The sequence below is a fragment of the Streptomyces sp. NPDC007084 genome (genome assembly GCF_040703595.1).
In the GTDB taxonomy this organism is placed as follows: Bacteria; Actinomycetota; Actinomycetes; order Streptomycetales; family Streptomycetaceae; genus Streptomyces.
In genome coordinates, this window is the sequence record NZ_JBEYFY010000004.1 from 244,861 (window position 1) to 269,473 (window position 24,613).

Below are 24,613 nucleotides of genomic sequence, written 5' to 3' on the forward strand. Positions count from 1 at the left end.
AGGTACCGCACACCTCGGTCCGGAGGCCGCCTTCCTCGCCTCCAACTCCGTACGCGGGAACCCCCGGCGGGGACTTTGGCAGCGCCTCATGGGCATGGACGTCATGCGCGGCCTCCTACTTGTCCTCGTCGAGGGTGTACGTACGGTCGCCGGGGGTGACGGAGGTGCCGGAGCCGCCGCCGATCAGGGCGAGCCGGACGTGTTCGGCGAACGACTCGGCGTAGGCGACGCGTTGGGCGTCCGCCGTGCCGAGCGCGAAGGTGATGGGCACGGCCTGGTTGACGTTGCCGCGCCGGTCGGAGCCGGACTGCCCGGGGTCGAGGGCGGTGAGTTTGCCGACGTCGATGACGCGGGCGTTCTCCACGATCACCTTGGACTGGTCGGCGCCCTTGTCGTTGCGGGCCTTGAAGGTGGCGTAGATGTTGACGCGCGAACCGGGGTTGATCTTGCCCGCGACGCCGGTCGACGCGTCGATCATGATGGCGATCTCCTGCTGTCCGGCGGCCAGCCGGGGCCGGTTCACGATCATGTCGGCCTGGAGCAGGGAGCCCTTCTCCAGGCGGGTGACGGCGATCTTGCCGCGGATCTGGGAGAGGCTGGTGACGGCGGTGGACGACAGCCAGCGCTCGGGCATCGAGACCTTCTCGAACTGGTCGGCGGTCAGCTCCTTGTAGGGCGCGATGTCGTCCTTCAGGCGGTACGCCGTGACCTCCGGGCCGACCTTGGAGTTCACGTCGCGGATCACCGAGAGGACTCCGGCGAAGGCGCCGAGGGCGCACAGGACCGAGAGGACCAGCAGGATGACGCCGCGGCGCTGGCGCGAGTTCACTGAATCTCACCTCGTGGAGCGGGACCGGGGACGGGAGCGGGCTGTCTGTTCTGCCGGGGGCCGGGGTGGGCCCCGGGTGGTGCGGCGTGCTGCGGACAACCTCGCTCCGCGGGGACGGCGGGCCGTGCGGGGTGGTGCCTGGCGCTGTTTGACGTGCCCCCTGGGGCGCGGGGGCCTAGGTGGCGCCCCGGGGCAGGGCGCGTACCGAAGAGGCTGCCCGGACGACGGTGGCCGGAAGCTCCTGCGCGGTGGACGATGGCAGTGGCGCCGCGCAGAACCCGCAGCGGTCACCGATGAGTTCGAGGCCGCACCAGTGGCACTCCTCCCGCCGGACGGACGAGACGAGCTGGTAGAGGACGGAGACGTCGTGGAGTCCTGCGGCGAACTCCACGAGCCGTGACGTCCCCCACCAGCGGGCGGATTCGGCGGGCAGCGGGACGGTCGTGGCGCCCTGGACGCGCCAGGCGGGGGCGAGCGTCTCGGTGACCCAGTCGGAGGGCGCCTGGCCCGCCGCCGACACCAGCCGGGTGCCGAACTCCGGCCCGGGAAGCTCCTGTTGGCCGACCCGGACGATCTCGGGGCGCGGGTTGGCGAGGACGGCGAACTGGGCGCCCGGCACCCATGACCTGGCGTGCGAGGTGAGGGTGACGGGCACGCGGTCGAGCTTGGCGACCGAGCCGAGCAGGGCGCCGGCGTAGATGTAGTGGGCGAGCAGCCGGGCGGCGGAGGCGAGCACGCCGGGGCTGAAGTCGCAGACCGAGAGCTGGCGCAACTGCTGGGCGAGCAGGGCGGTTCCGAGCGGCGGCAGGTCGAGTCCGAGGAGGGCGACGCGGTCGCTCTCCAGCACGGAGCGGACGGTGCGCAGCCGCTGGGTGACGGCGCTCTCCTCGGTGGCGGACGGGTACAGGGCGATGACGTATCCGTGCTGCTCGATGAGGGCGTGCATGCCGGTGAGGGAGTTCTCCAGGGTGTCCAGGGGCTGGACGACGGCGGGCGGGGTCTGCCGGTCGTGCGGCGGGAGCACCAGGTCGGGACTGGTGACGGCTATCGCGGTCGGCACGCTGCACACACCCCGTTCGCTGCGGCGGGGTGGTCAACCACCGCCTCAGATCGCCCCTTTTATCACCATGGAGCATCACGGACGACCACGAACGGCCTCAGATCGTCACGGTGACGTCCTCTTGCATCAGCACCATATCCACGGCATGGCCCGCTCAACACCGAATCGGCGAGATCATCTCACCGAAGGTGCGGGAGTGATCAACGGAGAGTAAGGCGCGCGTGGGACAACACGCGCCCCTGACAGGGCAGTTGGCGTTCCAGAGGTCTTGACAACCGGATTGGTCTGGACCAACTTGTATCCACCGGCGGTGGCCACCGTTCCGTTCCCCCTCCCCCACCTCTCCCCCGGAGGACCCAGTGGACCGCGTCACCAGAATGCCCAGGCGCAGATGGGCGGGCACCCTCGCCGCCGCCGTCACCGCGTCCGTGCTCTCCCTCACCGGCCTGGCCGGCCAGGCCCAAGCCGCGGACGTCAACAACGCCAAGAACGGCGGCTACGAGTCCGGCCTGAGCAACTGGACCTGTTCGGCGGGCAGCGGTACGACCGTCTCCTCGCCCGTGCACGGCGGCTCGGCCGCGCTGAAGGCCACGCCCGCCGGGCAGGACAACGCGCAGTGCACCCAGTCCGTCGCCGTCAAGCCCAACTCGACCTACACGCTCAGCGCTTGGGTGCAGGGCGGCTACGCCTACCTCGGCGCGACGGGCACCGGCACCACGGACGTGTCGACGTGGACGCCGGACTCCTCGTCCTGGAAGCAGCTCAAGACGACCTTCACCACGGGCGCCTCCACCACCTCGGTGACGGTGTACACGCACGGCTGGTACGGGCAGGCCGCCTACTTCGCGGACGACCTCTCGGTGCTCGGCCCGGACGGCGGCGGTGGCGGTGACCCGGCGCCGACGGTTCCGGCGGCCCCGGGCGGTCTCGGCGTGTCCTCCACCACCTCGTCCTCCGTCTCGCTCGCCTGGAACACGGTGTCGGGCGCGACCGGCTACAACGTCTACCAGGCCGGTGCCAAGGTCCAGTCGGTCAGCGGCACGTCCGCGACCGTCTCGGGGCTCGCCGCGTCGACGTCGTACTCCTTCCAGGTCACGGCGACCAACGCGGCCGGTGAGTCGGCGAAGTCGGCGGCCGTCACCGGGACGACCACCGCGTCCTCGGGTGGCGGCGGTGGCGGGGGCGGCGGCAGCGTGCCCGCGCACGCGGTGACCGGCTACTGGCAGAACTTCAACAACGGCGCGACCGTGCAGAAACTCTCCGCCGTGCAGTCGCAGTACGACATCATCGCGGTCGCCTTCGCGGACGCCACGACCACGCCCGGAGCGGTGAGCTTCACCCTCGACTCGGCCGGTCTCGGCGGCTACACCGTCGACCAGTTCAAGGCCGACATCAAGGCGAAGCAGGCCGCGGGCAAGAAGGTCATCATCTCCATCGGCGGCCAGAACGGCACGGTCTCGGTGAGCGACTCCGCGTCGGCCACGAACTTCGCCAACTCGGTCTACTCGCTGATGCAGACGTACGGTTTCGACGGCGTCGACATCGACCTGGAGAACGGCCTCAACGCGACCTATATGTCCCAGGCCCTGCGGTCGCTGTCCGCGAAGGCCGGCTCGTCCCTGGTCATAACCATGGCCCCGCAGACGATCGACATGCAGTCCACGTCGAACGCGTACTTCCAGACCGCCCTGAACATCAAGGACATTCTCACCGTCGTCAACATGCAGTACTACAACAGCGGTTCGATGCTCGGCTGTGACGGCAAGGTGTACTCGCAGGGCTCGGTCGACTTCCTGACGGCGCTCGCCTGCATCCAGCTCGAAGGCGGTCTCGCCCCCTCGCAGGTCGGCCTCGGTCTGCCCGCCTCCACCAGCGGCGCGGGCAGCGGCTATGTCTCCCCCACCATCGTGAACAACGCCCTCGACTGCCTGGCCAAGGGCACCAACTGCGGTTCGTTCAAGCCCTCCAAGACCTACCCGGGGCTGCGCGGCGCGATGACCTGGTCCACCAACTGGGACGCCTCGGCCGGCAACGCCTGGTCCAACGCGGTCGGCCCGCACGTCCACGCGATGTAACTCCGGTACCCGCGCCGGCGCCAGCACCTGTCGCCTGGCACCCGGCACCCGGCACCCGGCACCCGGCACCAAGGGCGCCCCTGAACGCCCTTCCCCTTCACCCCGCTTCCCACTTCGGTGGGGGCGGGGTGAAACATTTCCGGGGGTCCACGGCATCGGGTAAGTGACGGCGTACGGGGCGGCGCCGAGTCCACGGTCACCGGGGGAGACGGATACGGATGAGGAAGGTCCAGGCCGACGAGTACGCGCGGTTCGCCGCGGCCCGGGCCGGGCATCTGTACCGGTCCGCGTGCCTGCTGACCGGCGGGGACGTGCACCTGGCCGAGGATCTCGTACAGGAGGCGCTCGGACGGATGTACGTGAGCTGGGGGCGGGTGTCCCGCAGCGACAACCCGGCGGCGTACGCGCAGACCGTGCTGACCCGCACCTTCCTCGCCCACCGGCGGCTGCGCAGCAGCGCCGAGCGCGCGACCGACGTGTTCCCCGACCTGCCCGACCCGGCCGACGGCGGCGACACCCCGCTCCGGCTGACCCTCGTGGAGGCGCTGCGCCGGCTGCCGCCGAAGGACCGGGCGGTGGTCGTCCTGCGCTACTGGGAGGACCGCAGCGTCGAGGAGACCGCCGAGGTGCTGCGCACCAGCTCGGCCGCCGTCCGCACCCGCAGTTCCCGGGCGCTGGCCAGACTCCGCACGGTGCTGGGCGGCAGCCTCAGCGAACACGTGGCTCCCTGAGCGGCCGCCGGGCTCCCGGAGCAGCCGCCCCGACTCCCGGACGACCGCCCGACTCCCTGACAGCCGACCGGCTCCCCCGACAACCGGCCGGCCCCCCGACCGCCGACCGGCTCCCCCGACAACCGGCCGGCTCCCCCACCGGCTCCCCCGACAACCGGCCGGTTCCCCGACCGCCCCCCCCGACCGCCGACCGCCGAACGCCTGCCCGAGCGGGCCCTCCCACCTCCCCTGTTCACTCACCTTCACCAGAAAGGGTGGTTCCCCATGCCCATCGACGACTCCCCGGCCGGCGACCTCTTCGAGGAACGGCTCGGCGACGCCCTGCACCGGGCCGGAAACGGCTTCGACCCCGACCGGCGCGCGCTCGCCGCGGGCGGCGAGGCGCGGGGCCGCCGGCTGCGCTCGCGCCGGCGACTGGCGATGACCGGAAGCGTGGCCGGCCTCGCGGTCGTCGGCGTCGGCGGGGCGCTCCTGCTGCCCGGCACCGACGACGGACGGGCACCGGCGAGCGCGGGCACCGCGCAGGTGCGGACGGACAAGCACGCCCGGCCGATGTCCGCCGCCGACATGGTCCACGCCCTCGAAAAGGCGCTCCCCCCGGGCAAGTTCAGCGAACAGACCGGCCGCTCGACACAGGACCGGCTGGGCCCGTCCGCGTACCTCGTCTACGACGACGGGCACGGCAAGGCGGCCGTCTCGGTCGGCGTGGACCGGGTGGACCCGGCCGACCCGGAGGTACGGGCGGCGGTCACCTGCCCCGACAAGAGCCTGGTGGCGTACGACGCGTGCACCACGAGCAGGCTCCGGGACGGCTCACGCCTGCTGGTCTTCCAGGGGTACGAGTATCCGGACCGGCGCGTGGACACGAAGTACTGGTACGCCCAGCTCCTCACGCCGACGGGCAAGCAGGTCAACGTCTCCGAGTGGAACGCCGCCGCCGAGAAGGACAGCCCCGTCACCCGTCCTCAACCCCCGCTGTCCCCGGCCCGGTTGAAGGCGGTGGTGACGGCAGCCGTCTGGCGGACCGCGGCGGAGCAGATCCCGAAGCCGACCGGGCGGGCCGCCGCGCCGACCGCGCCGGAGCACCCCGCCGCCGACAGGAAGGCCGTCCTGGACACGCTGGTCGCCCTGCTCCCCGAGGGCGTCACCGTGACGTCGAGCGGAGCACAGGACCAGGAGTACGCGTGGGCGGTCGTCGACGACGGCAAGGGCCGCGGCCTCGTGCAGGTCAACGTGCAGACGGGCATGGCCGACGTCGGAAGCGAGTTGTTCGGCGGCGCGGAGACGCTGCCCGACGGCACGAAGGTCGTCACCAAGAAGGCGCCCGGCGAGAAGGGCGGTGCCGGGGTCGAGGTGTGGACCGCCGACACGCTCCGGCCGGACGGCCTGCGTGTGGTGGTCTCCGCGTTCAACACCGACCGTCAGGACGCGGCGGCCACCCGCCCCTCCCCCGCCCTGACGGTCTCCGACCTGGCGACGATCGCGACCAGCACGAAGTGGCCGGGCCTGCTGTAACGGAGTTACGGCTTCCCGGTACCGCCGGCGGGCGACTCGGGCTTCTCACCGGTCTCGGCCGTCTCGCCGGTCCCGGCCTTCTCGGCGGTCTCGGGCGACCCGGCGCTCTCCGGCTCCCCGCTCGGCTCGGTCGCCGAGTCCGTCAACTCCGCTTCCTCCGACTCGGGTTCGGCCTCGGCGTCGTCCTCGAAGTACCTGTCCAGGACGGCGTCGAGCTGCTCGTCCCACTCCGCGAAACGGGAACGGGACGTCGCCTCGATCTCGATCGGGTACCAGCGGCGGTCCGGCGTGTGCACGGTGACCGTGAACCGCTTGCCGAAGCGCGGCGACGTCGTCTCGACCGCGCCGATCTCGTCCCAGCGGAACTCCGCCTCCTGGTCGTCCAGACGCAGCCGGACGCCGGTGTGGTCGGCCCTGATCGAGGCGCGCCGGTCGGAGGCCTCGAAGACGGGGCCGTCCGGTTCGGCACCGGCGTCCTCGCCGTCGGCCTCGGAGACGGCCCCGGGGTCCTCGGGGGCCGCGTCGGCGGGCGGCTCGGCGGACACCGCCTCCTCGGACGCCGGCTCGCCGGAGGCCGCCGGGGCCGGTGCCGCCGCGGAGGAGGTCTCCTCCGCGGCGGCCTCCCCGGACCGCTCCGCCGCGTCCTTCGGCTCCGCCGGCACGGGTGACGTAAGCCCGGGGATGTACGCCGGGTCCACCGCGGCGGCGTCCAGGGGCTGGCTCTTCGAACCTATGCGCTGCTCCACAGCGGGAAGTATGGTCGAAGATCCTGTGCCGGACACAGCCAGCCCCTACTTAGCTATGCCTCTGTTACACGGGGACGCCTCTCCCGGACGGGTTCCGGACCGGCCCTACACGAACAGGCTGACGACGGCGGCCACCGCGAACCCCGCGACGGACAGCACCGATTCGAGCACGGTCCAGGTCCGCAGGGTGTCGCGCTCGCTGATGCCGAAGTACTTGGCGACCATCCAGAAGCCGCCGTCGTTGACGTGCGAGGCGAAGATCGAGCCCGCCGAGATCGCCATGATGACGAGCGCCACGAAGGGCTGGGAGTGGTCGCCCTCGGCGAGCAGCGGGGCCACGATGCCGGCCGTGGTGACGATCGCGACCGTGGCCGAACCCTGCGCGACCCGCAGCACCAGGGAGATCAGGTACGCGAGCACGATGACCGGCAGCCCGACGTCGTGGAAGGTGTCCGAGAGGGCCTGGGCGACGCCGCTCGCCTTGAGCACGGCGCCGAAGATCCCGCCCGCGCCGACCACCAGCAGGATGTTGCCCACCGGCTTGAGCGACGAAGTCGACACGGCCTCAAGGGACTTGCGTGACCAGCCGCGCCGGATGCCGAGCAGGTAGTAGGCGAGGAGCAGGGCGATCGTGAGGGCCACGAACGGGCTGCCGAAGAACTCGACGACCGAGCGCAGGGTGGAGGGGTCGAGCACGATCGAGGAGAAGGTGGCGGCGAGGATCAGCACCAGCGGCGTACCGATGATGCCGAGGACGGTGCCGAGCGGGACGGGCCGCTCGCGCGGTTCGACGCCCTGCGCGCGCTGCTCCTCGACGACGGCCCGCTTGGCCTCCTCGGCAGCCTCGACCATGTCCTGCGGTACGGGGACGAAGATGCGCCGGCCGATCCAGGCGGCGTAGCCCCAGGCGGCGAGGACGGAGGGGATGCCGCAGACGATGCCCATGAGCAGGACCCAGCCGAGCTGTACGTGCAGCAGTCCGGCGGCGGCGACCGGGCCGGGGTGCGGCGGCAGGAAGGCGTGGGTCATCGACAGGCCGGCGAGCAGCGGCAGGCAGTAGAGCAGGATGGACTTGCCGGAGCGCTTGGCGGAGGCGTAGACGAGCGGCGCGAGGACGAAGATGCCGACGTCGAAGAAGACCGGGATGCCGAAGATGAGGCCGGTCAGGCCCATGGCGAGCGGGGCGCGCCGCTCGCCGAAGAGGCTGAGCAGCCGGGCCGCGAGGACTTCGGCGCCGCCGCTGACTTCGAGGATGGCGCCGAGCATGGTGCCGAGGCCGATGATGATCGCGACATGGCCGAGGATGCCGCCCATGCCGGACTCGATGACCGAGACCGCGTCGGACCGCTGGACCGTGCCGAACAGTTCCGTGACGGAGAGCCCGGAGGCGAGGCCGACGGCTATGGAGACGGCGAGCAGGGCGACGAACGGCTGGAGCCTGACCTTGATGATCAGGAAGAGGAGGAGCGCGATGCCGAGGGCGGCGACCGTGAGCAGTCCGGCCGTCCCGTCGAGCAGGAGCAGCAGACCACCGGTGTGGGGTGGTGTGGCGGGGGCGGTCGCGGCGAGCGGATACGACGACATGGGCGGGGGGCCTCGATTTCGTAAGTCCATCGTGCTTTCGGGCAGGGGGGATCGCGATGCGGCGCGTCCCGGATCGGGGAGCGCCGCACCGTGACGACGTGCGGGGTGCGGGAGTTGACGGAGGCTCAGATCACGCGAGGGTGCGAGCCTCCGGAGGTGTGAGCCTCCGGAGATGTGAGCCGCCGGAGGTGCGAGCCTCCGGAGGTGTGAGCCGCCGGGGAGAAGGAGCCGCCCGGGGGCGCCGGGGGCGTCAGCCGAGGACGGCGAGGACGTCGATCTCGATGAGGAGCCCGGCCGGCAGACCGACGTAGACCGTCGTGCGGGCGGCGGGGGGCGCGGTGAGGCCCTGCTCCTCGAAGTACTGGTTGTAGATCTCGTTCATCTCGGCGAAGTGGCCGACGTCCGTGAGGTAGACGCGGATCATCATCGCGTCGTCCCAGCCGGCGCCGCCCTCTTCGAGGATCGCCTTGACATTGGCGAGGGTCTGGAGGGTCTGCTCGCGCAGGGTGGGGCCCGCGGGCGTCGGGGGCTTGCCGTTCTCGGCGGGCAGGAAGCCGACCTGTCCGGCGACCTGGAGGATGTTCCCCTTCCGCACGCCGTGCGAGAACTTGGCGGGCGGGGTGGTGTGGGTGGAGGGGGTGAGCGCGGTCTTGTCGGTCATGCGGTGATCATTCCTTCGGTGCGTTGCTCGGTGTTTCCTTCACGGGGGCCCTGCCGGAGTAGTCGCGGCTGATGGCGTCCGCCGTACGGCGCACCAGCGGGAGCAGGGTGAGGAGTTCGTCGGCGGTGACGACGACGTTGGGGGCGGAGACCGACATGGCGGCGGCGACCCGTCCGTCGGCGCCGCGGATGGGGGCGCCGACGCAGTTGATGGACTCCTCGTGGCCGCCGAGGTCGGTGGCCCAGCCCTGTTCGCGCACCGCCGCCAGCTCCTTGAGGAAGGCGGGGGCGTTGGGGGTCGAACGGGCCGTGTACATCGGGTAGTCGAGCTTGTCGGCGACGGCGCGCCGCTCGGCCTCGGGCAGGTCGGAGAGGAGCAGTTTGGCGACGGCGGCGACGGTGATGGCGACGGGCTTGCCGATCCGCGAGTACATGCGGACCGGGTAGCGGCTCTCCACCTTGTCGATGTAAAGGACCTCGTTCTCCTCGTACACGGCGAGGTGGACGGTGTGGCCGCAGCTCTCGTTGAGGCGGACCAGGTGGGGGTGGGCGATCTCGCGGATGTCGAGGTTCTCGACGGCTTCCTGGGCGAGCGCGAAGAGCCGGGCGCCGAGCCGGTAGCGCTGGTCGGACTGGCGGTAGACCAGGCCGTGTTCGTGCAGGGTGCGCAGGAGGCGGAGCGCGGTGGACTTGTGGACGCCGAGACGGTCGGCGACCTGTCCGAGGTCGGCGGGGCCCTCGGCGAGCAGCGGCAGGATGCTCAGCGCTCGGTCGACGGTCTGGCTCATGGCGTACGTACCTCCTCCGCGGCCCGTGCGTCGGCTTCGGTCCAGCCGGGGCCGAGACGAAGTGTCTCCCACGCCCGGTCGTCGAGGGCGGCCAGCCGGTCGGCGTGCCCGCGGGCGGGCGGCCTGGCGAGGTCGCCGGGGACGGTGAGGGCGGCGGCGGCCGTCAGGTGGCCGTGCCGGACGCGGTCGCGGACGGACAGCCCGCGCAGGGTGCCGGAGAGGAACCCGGCGGCGAAGGCGTCCCCGGCGCCGACGGCCGCGACGACGTCGACGCGCAGGGCGGGGACGAAGATGCCGTCGGCCGGCGCGGGCCCGGGGGCGCGCCGGTCGAAGACGGCGGCTCCGTCCTTGCCGTGCTTGACGACCAGGACGTCCGGTTCGGGCAGGGCCGCGCGGATGGCGGCGGCGCCGCGCAGGCCCCAGGCGTCCCGTGCCTCGTCGTCGCCGACGAAGACGAGGTCGGCGCGGCGGGCGAGGTCGAGCAGGACGCGCGGGCCCTCGGGGTGGTCGCGCCACAGGCCGGGGCGGTGGTTGACGTCGAAGGAGACGAGGGGGCGGCCGGGGCGCGGGGCGGTCAGTTCGCGCAGCAGGGCCAGACAGTCGGCGGAGAGGGCGGCGGTGATGCCGGAGAGGTGCAGGACGCGGGCGGCGCGGAGGGCGGCCAGGTCGGTGTTCCCGGCGGTCATCGCGGAGGCGGCCGATCCGGCGCGGTAGTAGGCGACTTCGTGGGCGTCGGTGGCCCGGTCGCCGGCGGTGCGGAAGTAGATGCCGGTCGGGCGGCCGGGGTCGCGGCGGACGGCGGAGGTGTCGACGCCGTACCCGGCGATGGCCGCCACGAGGTGGTCGCCGAAGCCGTCGGCGCCGACCCGGCCGACCCAGCGGGCGGAGTGTCCGGCGCAGGCGAGGACGCAGGCGACGTTGGACTCGGCGCCGCCGATGCCCCGTTCGAAGGAGGGCACGTCGGCGAGGCGCCCGGGCCGGGTGGGCAGGAAGGTGACCATGGACTCGCCGAGCGTCGCCACATCGACCGTGCCGGCCTCGGTTCCAGCGCCGGCCTCGGCCTCGGTTCCGGTGCCGGCACCGGAACCGGCCTCGAAACCGGCGCCGATGCCGGTACCGGTCTCGGGGCCGGCGGTGGCCTCGGGGGACGCGGCGCCTGCGGGTCCGTTGCTGGTCACGATGGTGGGGGCTCCTCGCTGTGGCGGCCGACGGCGGCGAACGGCACCGTTGACCCTGCGTTGGCTGGGATGTTAGACAGCAGTAAGCGACATACGCAATGAGCGTTGCACATTCTGCAACGCCCGTCGTGTAACCCCCTCGCATGAGCCGAGCCCGTCGCGCAACGCCGGTCGCACAACGCCGGCCAAGCGACACCGGCCATGCGACACCCGTCGCCCAACGCTCACCCCAGTACCGCACCAAGCTCACCCAGTACCGCACCAAGCTCACCCGCACCGCACCCAAGGAGGTCCCATGAGCGCCGACACCGCCGCCGCCCCGCTGGCCGCACTCGCGGCGGACCGCGTCGACCACCGCTTCAAGGGCCTCCCCCCGGAGGCGTACGGCCTGACCGTCGGCGAGCTGGCCGCCCGACGCCTGAACCTCTTCACGGACGGCTTCACCACCCCGGTGCTCGCCCTCTCCGCCGAGCGCCTGGCCCACAACCTCGGGCTCATGGAGACGTACGCCACCCGGCACGGTCTCGCGTTCGCCCCGCACGGCAAGACGTCCATGGCCCCGCAGCTCTTCTGGCGGCAGCTCCGGCACGGCGCCTGGGGCATCACCCTCGCCGTCCCCCACCAGGTGCGCGTGGCAAGGGAGTTCGGCGTCGACCGGATCTTCCTCGCGAACGAGCTGGTCGACGCGGCGGCGCTGCGCTGGATCGCCGCCGAGCTGGCCGGGGACCCGGAGTTCCGCTTCGTCTGCTACGTCGACTCGGTGCGCGGGGTCGAGCTGATGGACGCGGCCCTCGGCGGCAGCGCCCGCCCGCTGGACGTGGTGGTCGAGCTGGCCGCCGGCGAGGGCGCCCGGACCGGCGTGCGGACGGAGGCGGAGTGCGCGGCGGTCGCGGACGCGGTGGCGGCCACCACGACGCTCCGGCTGGTGGGCGTCGCGGGCTACGAGGGCGAGGTGCCGGACGCCGACCCGGAGCGGGTGCGTGCCTGGCTGCGGCGGCTGACCGCGCTCGCGGCTGCCTTCGACGGCGCCGGACGGTTCCGGGGCGTCGACGAGATCGTGGTGAGCGCGGGCGGCAGCGCCTGGTTCGACGCGGTCGCGGACGTCTTCGCGGAGATCCCCGAACTCTCCCTGCCCGTACTGAAGTTGCTGCGATCGGGGGCGTACGTCTCGCACGACGACGGGCACTACCGGAAGCTGACCCCTTTCACCCGGGTCCCGGAGGAGGGCGCGCTGCACCCGGCGTTCCGGCTCTGGGCGCAGGTCGTCTCCCGGCCCTCCGGGGAGCAGGCGTTCGCCAACGCGGGCAAGCGGGACGCGGCCTACGACCTCGACCTGCCGCTCGCCCAGGTGGTGCGCCGGGACGGTGTGGAGCGCCCGGCGGACGGTGTCGAGGTCACCGGGCTCTCCGACCAGCACACCTGGCTGCGGACGGGCTCCGGCGCGGATCTGGCGGTCGGCGACTGGCTCGGCATGGGCCTGTCGCATCCGTGCACGTCCTTCGACAAGTGGCAGCTCATCCCGCTGGTGGAGGCGGACGGCACCGTCGTGGAATACGTCCGCACGTTCTTCTAGAGAGAGGGTCGGCAAGAGTGGCTTCCAGAAGAGCGGGGCGTTGAGAGTGGGTCGTTCCATGGATCACGCCGATCTCGTCATCCGGGACGCGGACGTCGCCGACGGCAGCGGCGCGCCCGCCTACCGCGCCGACGTGGCGGTCAGCGGCGGCCGGATCGTCGCCATCGTCAAGGAGGCGGCGGCAGCGGGCTGCCTGCGCCCGCGCGGGACGCGTGAGGTGGACGCGCGGGGGCTGGTCCTGTCCCCCGGCTTCATCGACATGCACGCGCACAGCGACCTCGCGCTGCTGCGGGACCCGGACCACAGCGCCAAGGCCGCCCAGGGCGTGACCCTCGAAGTCATCGGCCAGGACGGCCTGTCGTACGCGCCGGTGGACGACCGGACGCTCGCGGAGGTCCGCCGGGCGATCACCGGGTGGAACGGCCACGGCGACGACATCGACTTCACCTGGCGCTCGGTCGGCGAGTACCTGGACCGCCTCGACCACGGCTTCGGCGGCGAGGGCATCGCGGTGAACGCCGCGTACCTGATCCCGCAGGGCACGGTCCGGATGCTCGCGGTCGGCTGGGAGGACCGCGAGGCGACCCCCCAAGAGCTGGACCGGATGCGGCGGTTGGTGGCGGACGGGATACGCGAGGGCGCCGTCGGCATGTCGTCCGGACTGACGTACACGCCCGGGATGTACGCCAAGGACGCCGAACTCACCGCCCTGTGCCGGGTGGTGGCGGAGCACGGCGGCTACTACTGCCCGCACCACCGCTCCTACGGCGCGGGCGCCCTCGCCGCGTACGAGGAGATGGTGGCCCTCACCCGCGAGGCGGGCTGTCCGCTGCATCTCGCCCACGCCACGATGAACTTCGGGGTGAACGAGGGGAAGGCGCCCGAACTGCTCGCCCTGCTGGACCGGGCGCTCGCCGGCGGCGCGGACATCAGCCTCGACACGTATCCGTACACGCCCGGCTGCACCACGCTCGTGGCGATGCTGCCGAGCTGGGCGAGCGAGGGCGGCCCGGAGGCGGTCCTCGCCCGGCTGCGGGACGACACGACCGCCGAGCGCGTCCGGCACCACATGGAGGTCGTGGGCGCCGACGGCTGCCACGGCGTGCCCATCGACTGGGCCACCATCGAGATCTCGGGGGTGAGCGACCCGGACCTCGGCTGGTACGTCGGCCGGTCGGTACGGGAATCGGCCGAGCTGCGCGGCGAGGAACCCTGGGTCACCGCGCGCCGGCTGCTGATCGAGGACGCCCTCGGCCCGACGATCCTCCAGCACGTCGGCCACGAGGAGAACGTCCGCGCCATCATGCGCCACCGCGTGCACACCGGCGGCTCCGACGGCATCCTGCGCGGCGCCAAACCGCATCCGCGCGCGTACGGCACCTTCCCGCACTATCTCGGCCGGTACGTACGGGAGTTGGGCGTCCTGGGCCTGGAGGAGTGCGTGGCTCACCTGACCGGCCGGCCCGCCGCCCGGCTGCGGCTGCCCGACCGCGGGCTCGTCCGCGAGGGTTACCGCGCCGACCTGGTGCTCTTCGACCCGGCGACGGTCGCGGCCGGGTCGACCTTCGCGGCGCCGCGCACCCTGCCGGCCGGCATCCCGCACGTCCTGATCGACGGCCGTTTCGTCATCGAGGACGGCCGCCGCACGGACGTCCTGGCGGGGCGGGCGGTCCGCCGCACGGCATGACCGCCCGCCCCCGAGGTCCCAGGTCCGAGGCCCGAGGCCCCAGCTCCCAGGTCCGAGACCCGAGGCCCGAGGCCTACGGCTTGGGCAGGACGCAGCCGCTCGCGGACAGGTTGAGCTGGTTGCCGGTCGTGAAGCAGGCCGGTATCTGGTACGTCTCCTCGGCGTAGTTGATGCCCTTGCGGACGGTGACGTTGCCGCTCGCGTCCACCTCGCACGGGTTGTTCACCGTGCAGCGCCCGCCGTCCTCGTTGCCGGTGTTGTTGACGGCGACGACCTTGCCGGTGGACTGGTCGATCACCGGGGAGCCCGAGGTGCCGCCGATGGTGTTGCAGGCGGAGGTGTAACGCAGCGAGTCCTTCCAGGTCCAGTCACCCTCCTTGAGCCGGTACACGAACCCGTCGACGTTGCAGTTGTAGAGCCGCTTCCAGTAGCCGGAGGCCACGGTGATGGCCGTACCTGCCGTGGGGTGCGTGTTCTGCACGGTCAGCGCGCTGATCCCGTACGAGTTCCTGATCGTCGCGTAGGTGCTGGTGAGCTGGTAGATCGTGATGTCCGTGTCGGTCATCGTGGAGTACGCGACCTTGCTCGCCCGCAGCGTGGCGACCTTGCTGCCGGCCGAGTTGAGCAGGCTGAAGGTCCGGCTGGAGGACTGGTTGACGATGACCTGGCCGGGCGCCGGGAAGCCCGTCTCCAGACAGTGGCCGTTGGAGAGCACGAGCGCCGGGTCGGTGTCCGCCGAGTTGGGGAAGCGGACGACGGAACCGGAGCAGTTGCTGAGCGCGACGGTCCCGGCGAGGCTGACGGCCTGGAGCGTCGGCGCCGCCGTCTTGGCGCCGGCGGCGGTGCCCGCCGTGGCCGCGGCGGCCGAGGTGCGGGCCGGGGCCGACTCGGGCGCGGGTGCCGCGACCGCGGGTGCCGCGCCCGCCCCGGCGATCACCAGGGCGAAGAGCGCGGCGACGAGAGGCTTTCTCATGTGGGGGTCCCCTCTTGCGACGTAGGCGACCGGAGGTCTTCCGGCCGCCTTCTGTTTTGTCATGCGCATTGTGAGGGGGGTGGGACGGGTGAACAAGAAGCGGTTTCCGGCCGGGACTGTCCCGAACAACACCCTTTACAGAACGGCTTGTTCGTCACCCGGGGCCGCACTCTGCACCGCAGGGGCCGCAGGGATCGCGGACCGCAGGGGCCGCAGGGGTCGCGGACCGCACCGGCCGCACGGGTCGCTGGGCGCACGACCGCACGGGCACGCGGGCACGCGGCACGGGCACGCTGGCACGCGGGTCAACCTACTGGCCGGGACGGCCGGCCGGGGCGCTCGCGTTCCCCCTGAGGGAGGAACCTCGTCGGCCGGGCTCCGCGGCCTTTCGGAGCCGTGCCCGGCGGCCCCGCGACGGTGATCACCAGGGCTTACGCCGCCCCCCGGCGGACAAAGCCGCTCGAACCATCACGTCTCACGTGGTGAAAAACACCCCCCGGTCCCCGTTAGGCGGCCGTAAGCTCACGGACATGCAGGTGATCCAGTCCACGAAGCTCGCCAACGTCTGCTACGAGATCCGGGGTCCGGTTCTTGAGGAGGCGATGCGGCTGGAAGCGGCCGGTCACCGCATCCTCAAGCTCAACACGGGCAACCCGGCCGCCTTCGGGTTCGAGTGCCCGCCGGAGATCCTGGAGGACATCCTCCGCAACGTGTCGTCGGCGCACGGCTACGGCGACGCCAAGGGCCTGCTCGCCGCCCGTCGCGCGGTGGTCATGCACAACCAGACCCTCGGCATCGAGACGGACGTCGAGCACGTCTTCATCGGCAACGGCGTCTCCGAGCTGATCGTGATGGCCATGCAGGGCCTCCTGGACGACGGCGACGAGGTCCTCGTACCGGCGCCGGACTACCCGCTGTGGACGGCCGCCGTCTCGCTGTCCGGCGGCACCGCCGTGCACTACCGCTGCGACGAGCAGTCCGACTGGATGCCCGACCTCGCGGACGTGGAGCGGAAGGTCACCGACCGCACCAAGGCGATCGTGATCATCAACCCGAACAACCCGACCGGCGCCGTCTACGACGACGAGATGCTGCGCGGGCTCACCGACATCGCCCGCCGCCACAACCTGCTGGTCTGCTCGGACGAGATCTACGACAAGATCCTCTACGACGGTGCCACGCACACCGCGACCGCCAAGATCGCCCCGGACCTGCTCACCCTCACCTTCAACGGGATGTCGAAGGCGTACCGGGTGGCGGGTTACCGGGTCGGCTGGATGTCGGTCTCGGGGCCGCGCGAGCACGCCGACTCCTACATCGAGGGGCTGACGGTCCTCGCGAACATGCGGCTGTGCGCGAACATGCCCGGCCAGCACGGCGTGGTCGCCGCCCTCAGCGGACGCCAGACGATCAACGACCTGGTGCTGCCGGGCGGGCGCCTGAAGGAACAGCGGGACGTGGCGCACGAGCTGCTGACCCGGATCCCGGGCGTGACCTGCGTGAAGCCGAAGGGGGCGCTCTATCTCTTCCCGCGCCTCGACCCCAAGGTCTTCAAGGTCAAGGACGACCGGCAGATGGTCCTCGACCTGCTCCAGCGCGAGAAGATCATGGTCGTCCAGGGGACGGGGTTCAACTGGCCCGAGCCGGACCACTTCCGGGTGGTCACCCTGCCGACGGTCGCCGACCTGACGGACGCCGTCACCCGCATCGGCAACTTCCTGGACGGCTACAGCCAGCCGTGACGGGGGGGCGCCCGGCCCAGCGGAGTCGGGAGGCCTGGCGGGGCCCGCGAGGTCGCGACGTCCGCGACGTCCGCGAGGTCGCGAGAGGCCGGGCGGGCGTTCACCCTCTGTGTGCGAACCGTTCGGTTCTGCGAACAGGCTCAACTTTAGACGAGATCCAAGCTAGGATGGTTTCCTGTCAGGCACAGGAGGCCCTCCCATGTACGAACCGATCCGCACGAAGTCGGTCCACACCGTGGCCGGCACCCCCTCCGACTTTCCCCACCGGTCGCGCGAGGAGGAGCTGGACATCCAGCTCGCCGGCCACCTCGCGGCGCTGCTCGCCGTGACGGACGAGATCCGCGCGGTGGCGCCGTCCGCCGACCTCGACACCGCCGCCGAGCGGCTCACCGACCAGGTGGCGCGGCTGCGCGGCGGCTCCACGCCGGTCCGCGCCCCGGCCGGCGCGCCCGGCGAGACCCGTCTGGTGACCCTGCACCGCCGGGCCCACGACCTCGCCGGCCGCGCCCTGCTCGTGGCGGCCTCCCGCGCCGACACGGCCGCCGCGATCCTGTCCGCCGAGCGCATGGACGCGCACGCGGCGGCTACCGAGGCCCGCGAACTCGCCGCGCACTGAATCGCACGCCGAGCCACGCACTGAGCCACGCGCCGGGTCGTCCACCACCGGCACCGGCAGCACCGGCCCTCCGCCCCGGGCCCCTCGAACGGCCTCGGTCCGCGCGCTTCGACCACGACGCGCGGACCGGGTGCCTCAGCCCCTCCCGCCTCCCCGCGCGGGCCCGCACACCTCCCCGCCCGGCCCCGTAGCGGCGGCTCGGCCTCCGGTTGCGTACCGGGACCCGGTGGTCACCCCGCGTTCACCCGCCGAGACGGGGAACGTTGGCTTCCGAGGTGCACGCTCCAGGCGTGAGACGTATCGCAGGGATCGTCCTGGCGGTCCTGTTGATCGGCGGAGTGGCAGCAGCCGTCGTCGCGGGCCGCGATGGTCAGGACAAGAGCACGGCAACGAAGACCGTGCGAGGTGTGATCGGTTCGGAGAAGGCGGAGTTCTTCGCCGACCCCGACGTGGTGAAGGCCCTCGCCGCCAAGGGCTACACCGTACGGACGGAGACCTCCGGGTCCTGGGCCATGGAGGGCCTGGACCTCAAGGGGTACGACTTCGCCTTCCCCTCCAGCCAGGCGCCGGCCGACGAACTCGCGGGCAAGTACCACGTCCGCGAGCCGCTTCCCCGGCCCTTCTACTCGCCCCTCGTCGTGGTGGCCCACCGCAGCGCGGCCCAGGTCCTCGCCGCCAACGGACTGGCCACCCTCGGCGCGAACAGCGGCACGCTGAGGATGGCCGCCTACCTGCACGCCGCCCGGCACGACCGGACCTGGCAGCAGCTGGCGGGCGCCTCGGCGCACGGTGAGCTGACCGGCACGCTGTACATCGCCAGCACCGACCCGGAGACCTCCAACTCCGGCGCCCTCTACCTGGCCGCCGCCTCCTACGTGGCCGACGGCGGACGCGTCGCCTCCGACGAGGCCGCCGTGAACCGCACCGCGCCCCTGATGCGCCGGCTCATCAGCGTCCAGGGCGCCCAGCAGTCCAGCACGGACGCCGAGTTCCGCGACTTCATCAGCGGCGCGGGCAACCCCCTCGTCCTGGTCTACGAGTCCCAGGTCGCGGCGCTGCTCGCGCAGGGCCAGGACACCGGCGACCTCACCGTGCTCTACCCGGACACCACCGCCACCAGCGACCACACGGTCGTACCGCTCACGGCCGAGGGCCGCGCGCTCGGTGAACTCCTCAGCGGTGACCCGGTGTTGCGCAGGCTGGCCGTCCGGCACGGCTTCCGGCCGCAGGGCGCCACCGGCGAGTTCATCGCGGCGACCGCCGCCCACGCCACCTATCTCAACCAGAAGCTGACCGGCGTCCGGCAGGCGCCCGTGCCCGCGTCCAAGGTGCTGCGGGACATGGCGCGCCGCGCCGGGAACTCCGGGAACTAGGGGGAAGCGCATGACCACCGAAGACACCTTCACGCTCACGCCGCCCGAGCCCGTCGCGCCCGTACCCCGGGAGAAGGTCGCGGGGCTCGTCCCCGTGGACGCGGCCGTACGGGACGAGATGGCGCGGCGCGCCGCCGAGTACGTCGGTTCGCTCGCCGTCCTGGACGCCCGCTCGCCGGAGTTCGCCGGCAAGGTCGGCGAGATCGCGGGGCTCGGCTCCGGCGAGATGCGCGGCGCCGCCGCCCAGTCCAACCGCATGCTGGAGCGGACCGTCCGCAGCCTGCCCTCCACGGGCGGCGACGCCCAGTCGCAGGTGGCGGGCTCGCTCGTCGAACTGCGGCGCGTGGTCGAGGACTTGGACCCGCGTGAGCTGTCCGCGAGCCGGGGCCGCAAGTTCCTGTCCAAGCTGCCCGGCGGCAACCGGCTGCGCGACCACGTCGCCAAGTACGCCTCCGCGCAGGGCACGTTGAACAGGATCGTCGGCTCGCTGCGCGGCGGCCAGGACGAACTGCGCCGGGACAACGCGGCCCTGCAGACCGAACGCGTCCGGCTCTGGGAGACGATGGGCAAGCTCCAGGAGTACGTGGTCCTCACCCAGGCCCTGGACAGCGCCGTCGAGGAGCACATCGCGGGCGTCGACACCACCGACCCGGCACAGGCCGACGCCCTGCGCTCCGACGTGCTCTTCCCGGTCCGGCAGAAGCAGCAGGACCTGCTCACCCAGCTCGCGGTCTGCGCGCAGGGGTATCTCGCGATGGACGTCGTCCGGCGCAACAACGAGGAACTCGTCAAGGGCGTGGACCGCGCGGCCACCACCACCGTCTCCGCGCTGCGCATCTCCGTGATGCTCGCGTCCGCGCTGGACAACCAGCGCAAGGTCGTCGACCAGGTCAACGCCCTGCGCGGCACCACCGAGGACCTCATCCGGGGCAACGCCGAGATGCTCGCCACCCAGAGCGGCGAGATCCAGCGCATCGCCGCCGACCCGGCCGTCGGCGCGGAGACCCTGCGCAACGCCTTCCAGCAGATCTACCGCACCCTGGACGCGATCGACACGTACAAGGCCCGGGCCACCGAGACGATGGCCGCGACCGTGGAGTCCCTGACGGCCGAACTCCAGCAGGCCGGCGGCTACTTGGAGCGCAGCCGCGCCCAGGGCGCGCTGGAGGGCGGGCGCTGATGAGACGTCTGCGGCAGGCGGCCTGCGCCGCCGTGGCACTGCTCGCCGTCGGCGCGTGCACGGCTCAGGGCAACGGGAAGGCCGGGGACGGCGACGCCCCCGGGCCGGGCACCCTGCGGGTCCTCGCGTCCAGCGAACTCGGCGACATGAAGCCGGTTCTCGACCGGATCAGGAAGGACACCGGCATCACGGTCGAGCCCACCTACCTGGGCACGCTGGCAGCCGTGGACCTGCTCGCGCGCGGCGCGGCGGACGGCCGCTACGACGCCCTGTGGCTCTCCTCCAACGACTATCTGCGCCTGCGCCCCGAGGCCGCGAGGAAGGTCGTCTCGGAGACACCGGTCATGACGAGCCCGGTCGCCATCGGGGTCAGGCCGGCGACCGTGAGCGCGCTCGGCTGGAAGCCCGGGGACGTCACCTGGTCGCAGGTCGAGGAGGCGGTGGCGGCGGGCCGGCTGACGTACGGGATGACCGATCCGGCGCGCTCCAACTCCGGTTTCTCCACGCTGATCTCGGTGGCCTCGGGGCTGTCCGGCGCCCAGTCGGCGCTCACGGACGCCGACGTGGACAAGGCGACGCCCCGGCTGCGGGAGTTCTTCAAGGGGCAGAAGCTGACCTCCGGTTCGTCGGGCTGGCTGGCCACCGCCTACCGGCAGCGCGGCACCGTGGACGCCCTGCTCAACTACGAGTCCGTCCTCAAGGGCGTCCCGGGCCTCACCGTCATCCGCCCGAGGGACGGCGTGGTGACCGCCGACTACCCGCTCTCGTCGCTCGCCGCGTCCTCCCGGGAGACCCGCGAGACGGTACGGCGGCTCGCCGAGGCGCTGCGCACCCCGGACAGCCAGCGGCGGATCACCGAGACGACCCACCGCCGCCCGGTCGTCGCCTCCGTCGCCCCGGCGGCGGGCCTCGACACCGGCCGCCGTCGCGAACTCCCCTTCCCCGGCAGCAGATCCGTCGCCGACAAGCTCCTCGACGCCTACGAGAACAAGCTCCGCCGCCCGTCCAGGACGGTGTACGTCCTCGACACCTCGGGCTCGATGGACGGTGACCGGCTCGCCCGGCTGAAGCGGGCGCTCGGTGATCTGACCGGCGACTTCCGCGACCGCGAGGAAGTGACGCTGATGCCGTTCGGCTCGGACGTCAAGAGCGTCCGCACCCATGTGGTGCGGCCCGAGGACCCGAAGGCCGGACTCGACGCCATCCGCGCGGACACCCGCTCGCTGAGCGCCGACGGCGGCACGGCGATCTACACGTCCCTGGAGAAGGCCTACGAGCATCTCGGCGCCGACGACGACACGTTCACCTCGGTCGTGCTGATGACGGACGGCGAGAACACCCAGGGCGCGGGCCCCGCCGACTTCGACGCCTTCTACCGCCGGCTCCCGGCCGGGCAGCGGGAGATCCCCGTCTTCCCGATCCTCTTCGGCGACTCCGACCGCGCCGAACTCCAGCACATCGCCGGCCTGACCGGCGGCCGGCTCTTCGACGCCCGCAAGGGCTCGCTCGACGGCGCCTTCGAGGAGATCCGTGGCTACCAATAGGTTCATCGGCTACCTGGAGTCCCGCAAGAACCTCACGGGCAGCGCCTGCGGGATCGCCGGACTCGCGCTGACCTTCGCCGGGCTCGCCGGCACGTACTGGCCGGTGGTCGTGGCGGGCCTGTACGGCGCGGGCGCGCTGATCGCCCCGCCGGACCGCCCCTCTCTGCCCGACTTCCCCGACCCCTCGGCCCAACTGGAGGAACTGCGGGCCGACTTCGCCACCCTGCGCGCCTACCTCGACGGGGTGGACCTGCCGCCCGCCGCGGCCGGCCGGCTCACCGAGCTGACCGAGGTGCTCGCCGCGCTGCTCGACCCCGGCTGGGTCGCCCAAGTCCTCGCGCGGGACCCGGACGGCGTGCACACCCTGTCGCGGGCCGTCCGCCAGGACATCCCCGAGGCGGTCGACACCTACGTCCGCACCCGCTGGTGGACTCGTCTGGCCCCTGGCGCCGAGCCCCCCGAACGCCACCTGGAACGCCAGCTCACCCTCCTCCACCAGGAGGCCGACCACCTGGCGGCCGCCCTCCGCGAAACGGAGTCCCGCCGCCAGGAATCCCACACCCGCTACCTGGAGGACCGCGGCCACTCCCACTGACGACACCTCAGGCGTTCGCCGCGATCAGTACCAGGATCAGGATCGCCGCGATCAGGAGGGTGACCTTGAGGGCGGTCGGCCAGGGGGCCTGTGGGGGTGGGGGATTGGGGGGTGGTGGTGGAGTGGGTGTGGGGGTGGGGGCGTTGAAGAGGTCGTGGTGGGTGGTGGTCGCGCGGGCGCACCAGGGGCAGGCGGTCAGGTGGGAGCCGTACGCGTGCAGGGGGCGGTCGGGGCAGCGGCGTACGAGGGCGCGTTCCTTGTCCAGGGCGCGCAGCCAGGCCTCCGCCGGGGGACGTGCGGCCGGGTCGTGGACGCCGGGCCCGAAGGCGGTGCGGGCCAGGGCGAGGAGGTCGGGCGGGAGCACGGAGGGATCGAGGGTGCCGCGCGGGATGACGACCCGCTCGGGGCGGACGACGTAGGAGCAGCTCGCGGCGATGTTGTCCTTGACGGTCGACTCGGACGCGCTCTCGTGCGGCACGCCACCGAAGGGGTGGTTGCCCGCGGTCAGCAGTTGGTAGACGAGGACGGCGAGGGCGAAGTCGTCGGTGGCGCGGGTGGCGGGGCCGCCGGCCTGCCGCTCGGGGGACGAGTAGTCGGTGGTGTGCATCAGGCAGGGGAAGAGTTCCCCGGTCACCGGGTCGTTGAAGGCGATGGAGTCGCAGTCGAGGAAGGTGACGAAGCCGTTGGCGTCCACGACGACGTTGCTGCTGGAGAAGTCGCCGATGACGAGGTTGTCGTAGTGCATGCGGGCGGTCATGAAGGCGAGGTTCCAGGCGACGCCGAGCAGGAAGCGCCAGTCCGCCCGGTCGGCGAAGAGTTTGAGGCGCTGGGCGCGGGTGAACAGGCCGATCAGCTGGACGTGTCCGGGTTCGCCGAAGCGGTGCATGGCGTAGCCGAGGAACTCGCCCTGGGGGCCGCGGGCGAGCGCGGTCGGCCAGGCGAGTTCGGGTGGCTGGGAGGCGTCGGTGGGGCGGGCCGCGAGCGGGGACATGGTGAGCATCCGGGTCAGCCGCCGTTCCTGCTCGGGGCCCGGCGGCTCGCGGTACAGCTTGACGACGGTGGTGTCGTCGCCGACGACCGGGAAGACGGCCGCCTGTCCGCCGCCCTTGAGGGGCAGTTCGGCGAGCACGGCGGGCTTGCCGCCCAGGTGGACGGTGCGGCCGGTCATGGGCGCACCGCGCGGACGGCCCGCAGCAGGGTCTTGTCGTCGGCGTTGAGCGCGGTGAGCCGGTCGGAGCGGAGCAGGGTGGCAAGGCCCTCGTGGGCGCTGTCGGTGACGGGCCCGGCCCCGTCCAGGGAGCGCAGGACGGCCTCGGCGAACGACGGGTTCGGGGACGGCGCCCCGCTCGCGGAGCGGTGGAGCGCGGCCTGCGCGAGCCCGTCGGTGGACAGCAGCACCCCGTCGATCCCCTCGTCGGACACGCAGTCGGTGTGCACCCAGCGGGCCGCGTCGGGCGAGGTGAGGAAGACGGTCTCGTTGCTGTACTCGCCGGCCGGCGGCGGCTGGGGCAGCAGATGGAACTGGCGCTCGCCGTCCTCCGTACCGGCCCGCAGGACGACGAAGCCGTCGCCGACGCTGAGATGGCCGAGCCAGCCCGGGGCGAGGACGACCACGGTCAGGGTGGTCGCGAAGTCGGCCGCGTCGGCGCCGGTCCGGTCGAGGAACACCTTGGTGACGTCCTGGAAGGCGTCCTCCAGGAGCGCGTGCACGGCCTCGCCGGGCCGGCGGTCCGCCGCCGCCCCCGCCCGGCGCGCGAAGTGCTCGGCGGCCAGTTCGACGGCGAGCCGGGCGCCCTCCTCGGAGCGCGGCCTGCTGCCCGCGCCGTCCGCGACCGCGAGGACCGCGACGGACGCCGTGACCGCGTACGCGCAGGCGTCCTGGCAGGGCAGCCCCTGGCGGCGGTGGCGGTAGCCCTCGACGCTCAGGCCGTGGATCCGCCACGGCGTCCCGGGCCGGTCCCGCCGCTCACGCCGGTGCTGCCGCCCCTGCTCCTGCCGTCCCGGCCCCGCCACGGGCCCCGGCTGGTACCCCTGCCCGGGCCGGGGCCGCCGCTGTTCGGGCCGGCGCCCGTGCTCCCGCTCGTCCCCGTCCCCGTCGCCGTCCCCGTCGCCGCCCTCGTAGGCGTACTCGTCGGCTCCGCTCATCGGTCGGCTGTCCCGTCCG

General features: G+C 72.5%; 22 protein-coding genes. 12 read left to right on the forward strand and 10 right to left on the reverse strand.

Annotation, left to right across the window (positions count from 1 at the left end; translation table 11 throughout):
* Positions 1-115: 115 nt before the first annotated feature.
* Together cpaB and AB0912_RS06125 are read right to left on the reverse strand one after the other, a co-directional pair.
* On the reverse strand, positions 116-829 hold the full coding sequence (gene cpaB / locus AB0912_RS06120; protein ID WP_366696742.1) for a Flp pilus assembly protein CpaB: 714 nt from the start codon (positions 827-829) through the stop codon (positions 116-118).
* 175 nt (positions 830-1,004) lie between these two features.
* The gene (locus AB0912_RS06125) at positions 1,005-1,889 is read right to left on the reverse strand and encodes a hypothetical protein (RefSeq protein WP_366696743.1); all 885 of its coding nucleotides are present in this window, start codon (positions 1,887-1,889) and stop codon (positions 1,005-1,007) included.
* Between the two features lie 377 nt (positions 1,890-2,266).
* Here AB0912_RS06125 and AB0912_RS06130 point away from each other — a divergent pair, with 377 nt between their 5' ends.
* The 3 genes from AB0912_RS06130 to AB0912_RS06140 all read left to right on the forward strand — a co-directional run bounded on the left by AB0912_RS06130 (position 2,267) and on the right by AB0912_RS06140 (position 6,210).
* Positions 2,267-3,964 (forward strand): glycoside hydrolase family 18 protein, encoded by a 1,698-nt coding sequence (locus AB0912_RS06130; RefSeq protein WP_366696744.1) that lies wholly within the window; start codon positions 2,267-2,269, stop codon positions 3,962-3,964.
* Between the two features lie 218 nt (positions 3,965-4,182).
* Complete coding sequence (locus AB0912_RS06135; protein ID WP_366696745.1) at positions 4,183-4,695, forward strand: SigE family RNA polymerase sigma factor; 513 nt, start codon at positions 4,183-4,185, stop codon at positions 4,693-4,695.
* A 264-nt stretch (positions 4,696-4,959) separates the two neighbouring features.
* Positions 4,960-6,210, forward strand: coding sequence for a hypothetical protein (locus AB0912_RS06140; protein ID WP_366696746.1), 1,251 nt, complete (start codon positions 4,960-4,962; stop codon positions 6,208-6,210).
* Between the two features lie 5 nt (positions 6,211-6,215).
* On the opposite strand, the gene AB0912_RS06145 is transcribed toward AB0912_RS06140, so the two are convergent.
* The 5 genes from AB0912_RS06145 to AB0912_RS06165 all read right to left on the reverse strand — a co-directional run bounded on the left by AB0912_RS06145 (position 6,216) and on the right by AB0912_RS06165 (position 11,010).
* A complete protein-coding gene (locus AB0912_RS06145; protein ID WP_366696747.1) occupies positions 6,216-6,956 on the reverse strand; it encodes a hypothetical protein in 741 nt (246 codons plus the stop codon).
* Positions 6,957-7,061: 105 nt separating this feature from the next.
* On the reverse strand, positions 7,062-8,540 hold the full coding sequence (locus tag AB0912_RS06150) for a gluconate:H+ symporter (RefSeq protein WP_366696748.1): 1,479 nt from the start codon (positions 8,538-8,540) through the stop codon (positions 7,062-7,064).
* A 250-nt stretch (positions 8,541-8,790) separates the two neighbouring features.
* Positions 8,791-9,201, reverse strand: a complete 411-nt coding sequence (locus AB0912_RS06155; protein ID WP_366696749.1) for a RidA family protein — start codon at positions 9,199-9,201, stop codon at positions 8,791-8,793.
* 7 nt (positions 9,202-9,208) lie between these two features.
* Positions 9,209-9,988 carry an IclR family transcriptional regulator gene (locus AB0912_RS06160; protein ID WP_366696750.1) on the reverse strand — a complete coding sequence of 260 codons (780 nt, stop codon included), beginning with the start codon at positions 9,986-9,988 and terminating at the stop codon, positions 9,209-9,211.
* Positions 9,985-11,010, reverse strand: a complete 1,026-nt coding sequence (locus tag AB0912_RS06165) for a sugar kinase (RefSeq protein ID WP_366696825.1) — start codon at positions 11,008-11,010, stop codon at positions 9,985-9,987. Before AB0912_RS06165 ends, AB0912_RS06160 begins: the two co-directional genes overlap by 4 nt.
* A 299-nt stretch (positions 11,011-11,309) precedes the next feature.
* Here AB0912_RS06165 and AB0912_RS06170 point away from each other — a divergent pair, with 299 nt between their 5' ends.
* The 3 genes from AB0912_RS06170 to AB0912_RS06180 are packed head-to-tail and all read left to right on the forward strand — an operon-like array spanning position 11,310 to position 14,426.
* Complete coding sequence (locus tag AB0912_RS06170; protein ID WP_366696751.1) at positions 11,310-11,465, forward strand: hypothetical protein; 156 nt, start codon at positions 11,310-11,312, stop codon at positions 11,463-11,465.
* A complete protein-coding gene (locus AB0912_RS06175; protein WP_366696752.1) occupies positions 11,462-12,739 on the forward strand; it encodes an amino acid deaminase in 1,278 nt (425 codons plus the stop codon). The genes AB0912_RS06170 and AB0912_RS06175 overlap by 4 nt, the downstream gene beginning before the upstream one ends.
* 58 nt (positions 12,740-12,797) lie before the next feature.
* Positions 12,798-14,426 (forward strand): D-aminoacylase, encoded by a 1,629-nt coding sequence (locus AB0912_RS06180; protein WP_366696753.1) that lies wholly within the window; start codon positions 12,798-12,800, stop codon positions 14,424-14,426.
* A 73-nt stretch (positions 14,427-14,499) separates the two neighbouring features.
* On the opposite strand, the gene AB0912_RS06185 is transcribed toward AB0912_RS06180, so the two are convergent.
* Entirely contained in the window at positions 14,500-15,399 is a 900-nt protein-coding gene (locus AB0912_RS06185) for a serine protease (RefSeq protein WP_366696754.1), read from the reverse strand.
* A gap of 530 nt (positions 15,400-15,929) precedes the next feature.
* On the opposite strand from AB0912_RS06185, the gene AB0912_RS06190 reads away from it, so the two are divergent.
* The 6 genes from AB0912_RS06190 (at position 15,930) to AB0912_RS06215 (ending at position 22,449) form a co-directional block, all read left to right on the forward strand.
* Positions 15,930-17,141, forward strand: a complete 1,212-nt coding sequence (locus tag AB0912_RS06190) for a pyridoxal phosphate-dependent aminotransferase (protein WP_366696755.1) — start codon at positions 15,930-15,932, stop codon at positions 17,139-17,141.
* A gap of 199 nt (positions 17,142-17,340) precedes the next feature.
* Positions 17,341-17,757: a hypothetical protein gene (locus AB0912_RS06195; RefSeq protein WP_366696756.1), complete on the forward strand. Its 417-nt coding sequence runs from the start codon at positions 17,341-17,343 to the stop codon at positions 17,755-17,757.
* A gap of 290 nt (positions 17,758-18,047) precedes the next feature.
* Complete coding sequence (locus AB0912_RS06200; RefSeq protein WP_366696757.1) at positions 18,048-19,130, forward strand: substrate-binding domain-containing protein; 1,083 nt, start codon at positions 18,048-18,050, stop codon at positions 19,128-19,130.
* Between the two features lie 10 nt (positions 19,131-19,140).
* On the forward strand, positions 19,141-20,310 hold the full coding sequence (locus AB0912_RS06205; RefSeq protein ID WP_366696758.1) for a toxic anion resistance protein: 1,170 nt from the start codon (positions 19,141-19,143) through the stop codon (positions 20,308-20,310).
* A complete protein-coding gene (locus AB0912_RS06210) occupies positions 20,310-21,854 on the forward strand; it encodes a VWA domain-containing protein (RefSeq protein WP_366696759.1) in 1,545 nt (514 codons plus the stop codon). Before AB0912_RS06205 ends, AB0912_RS06210 begins: the two co-directional genes overlap by 1 nt.
* Positions 21,841-22,449, forward strand: a complete 609-nt coding sequence (locus AB0912_RS06215; protein WP_366696760.1) for a hypothetical protein — start codon at positions 21,841-21,843, stop codon at positions 22,447-22,449. The genes AB0912_RS06210 and AB0912_RS06215 overlap by 14 nt, the downstream gene beginning before the upstream one ends.
* Positions 22,450-22,456: 7 nt before the next feature.
* On the opposite strand, the gene AB0912_RS06220 is transcribed toward AB0912_RS06215, so the two are convergent.
* Both AB0912_RS06220 and AB0912_RS06225 read right to left on the reverse strand, forming a co-directional pair.
* The gene (locus AB0912_RS06220; RefSeq protein WP_366696761.1) at positions 22,457-23,617 is read right to left on the reverse strand and encodes a hypothetical protein; all 1,161 of its coding nucleotides are present in this window, start codon (positions 23,615-23,617) and stop codon (positions 22,457-22,459) included.
* Positions 23,614-24,594 (reverse strand): PP2C family serine/threonine-protein phosphatase, encoded by a 981-nt coding sequence (locus tag AB0912_RS06225; RefSeq protein WP_366696762.1) that lies wholly within the window; start codon positions 24,592-24,594, stop codon positions 23,614-23,616. The genes AB0912_RS06220 and AB0912_RS06225 overlap by 4 nt, the downstream gene beginning before the upstream one ends.
* Positions 24,595-24,613: the final 19 nt, after the last annotated feature.